General features: G+C 55.3%; 1 protein-coding gene. It reads left to right on the forward strand.

Features of this window, described 5'->3' with window-relative positions; genetic code table 11:
• Positions 1–719: 719 nt before the first annotated feature.
• A partial coding sequence (gene hsdR / locus JX325_RS14925; RefSeq protein WP_307819285.1) for a type I restriction-modification system endonuclease occupies positions 720–2,615 on the forward strand: 1,896 nt, incomplete at its 3' end.

Genomic DNA, 2,615 nt, shown 5'->3' on the forward strand with positions numbered 1-2,615 from the left:
TACTTACGACAAGATTCCTCTACCTATAGATAATACAGCCGTCAAGCGAATTGATACCCTAATCCAGGAGGGCCTCCTCACAAGAGACTTGACGGACATTCTCCACGCCCTTCGGAAGGCCCGGAATCGGGCTGTTCATGAGAACTATGAGTCCATATCTGACAGCAAAGCCCTGCTGGAAATGGCACACGGCCTCTGCGAGTGGTTTATGCAGACCTATGGGGATTGGAGTTACCAAAGCCAAGAGTTTGTGATGCCCTCCAGGCAGGAACAAATTTCTCAAGTGGATAAAGCAGCGGAAAAGCAAGAGGAAACCCGGCTGACAGAACAGACGGAGCAGGCCGCTGCCGCTGCCGCTCCAGTCGCAAAGGCCGCCCGCCGCCAGCAGGCAAGCCGGATGGCCAATCAGCGGTTAAAGTCTGAGGCGGAGACCCGCTATCTTATCGATCAGCAGCTTTGTCAAGTGGGCTGGGAAGCGGACACGGAAAATCTTCGCTATTCCAAAGGCACCCGGCCGGTCAAGGGCCGTAATTTAGCAATTGCCGAATGGCCAACGGACTCAAAGCTGGGCAATCGAGGCAGGGTAGACTATGCGCTGTTTATTGGCTTGAAGTTGGCTGCTGTCATTGAGGCGAAGGCGGAGCATAAGGACATCCCCTCCGGATTATCAGGGAAAGGATTATCCGCGCTGTATCCGGGGAGAGGACGCGTCCTATCAGATGGGGACCTGGGGAGACTACAAAGTTCCCTTTACATTTGCCACCAACGGCCGGCCTTATTTGGAGCAATACCGGACCAAGTCCGGCATCTGGTTCCTGGACCTGCGGAACCCCTCCAACGCACCGAAGGCGCTGCGCGGGTGGATCGATCCGGAGGGCCTTTTGGCGCTGCTGGAAAAGGACGTCGATGCGGGCAATCGGGCGCTGCAGGCCGCGCCCTTTGATTTGCTGAGAGACAGGGATGGTCTGAGCCTATATCCCTACCAGATTCGCGCCATTCAGGCGGCGGAGCAGGCGGTCATGGATGGCAGACGGGCAATCCTGCTGGCAATGGCCACCGGAACCGGCAAGACCCGGACCGTCCTGGGGCTTATTTACCGGTTCCTGGAGACAAAACGGTTCCGCCGCATTCTGTTTCTGGTGGACCGGACGGCGTTGGGCGAACAGGCCCAGGATGTGTTCAAGGAGGTCAAGCTGGCGGAGCTGATGACATTGGACAAGCTCTATAATATCAATGGCCTTCAGGATCAGAACATTGACCGGGAGACTCGGGTCCACATTGCAACTGTTCAAGGTATGGTGAAACGGGTCCTTTACAACGGCGGGGAAGGGCGTATGCCCGCTGTCACGGATTACGATTTGATTATTGTGGACGAGGCCCATCGTGGCTACCTCCTGGATCAGGAGATGAGCGACGAGGAGGCGCTTTACCGGGACCAGCGGGACTATCAAAGCAAGTACCGTGCGGTAATCGATTACTTCGACGCGGTGAAAATCGCTCTGACGGCGACCCCTGCTCTCCAGACCACGGAGATTTTTGGACAGCCGGTGTTCAAGTATACCTATCGGGAAGCCGTGATTGAGGGTTATCTGGTGGACCACGATGCGCCCCACAACCTTGTCACCCGTCTGCGGGATGAAGGCATCCATTATAAAAATGGGGACACGGTGACCGTCTATGATCCTGTGACTGAAGAACTGACCAACAGTGAACTGTTGGATGACGAGCTGGATTTTGACGTTGAGGACTTTAACAAGAAAGTCATCACCGAAAGCTTTAACCGCACGGTTTTGGAGGAAATTGCCCGCAATATTGACCCGGAGAATGTGGAAGAACAGGGAAAAACCCTGATTTACGCGGTGAACGACGCCCACGCCGACATGATCGTGGATATTCTGAAAAATATCTATTCCGAATTGGGCGTAGACAACGACGCGGTCATGAAAATCACGGGCAGCGTAGGCGGGGGCGATCCGAAAAAAGTACGAGAGGCCATCAAACGCTTCAAAAATGAGAGGTATCCCAGCATCGCCGTAACCGTCGACCTGCTGACCACGGGAATCGACGTGCCGGAAATCACAACGCTGGTTTTTATGCGCCGCGTAAAATCCCGCATCCTGTTCGAGCAGATGCTGGGCCGCGCTACCCGGCGGTGCCCGGAGATTCACAAAACGCACTTTGAGATATACGACCCGGTGGGCGTCTATGAATCACTGGACCTGGTGAACACCATGAAGCCTGTATCGGTCAATCCCACTGCAACGTACGTCCAACTGCTGGACGGCCTGGAGGAGATGCGGGATGAAAGCTATATTACAAATCAGGTAGCGCAGATCGTCACCAAGCTGCAGCGACAAAAGCGGAAATTAAGTGGGCAGGTGCTGGATCATTTTGCCAGCATGACCGGTGGGCAGGACCCATCACAATTCATCGAGGGCCTGCTGCAAAAATCCCCGGAAGAGGCGAAAGCCTCTCTATTGGCCCGTCGGGACCTGTTTGATTTACTGCAGGGAGATCGGACCGCTTCGGGAAGGCGGGTGGTGATCTCCGACGCCGAGGACGAGTTGATCAGCCATACAAGGGGTTATGGCTCCGGCAGCCGGCCGGAGGACTAT

Origin of the sequence: Oscillibacter sp. CU971 (assembly GCF_905219725.1) — a bacterium.
In the GTDB taxonomy this organism is placed as follows: Bacteria; Bacillota; Clostridia; order Oscillospirales; family Oscillospiraceae; genus Oscillibacter.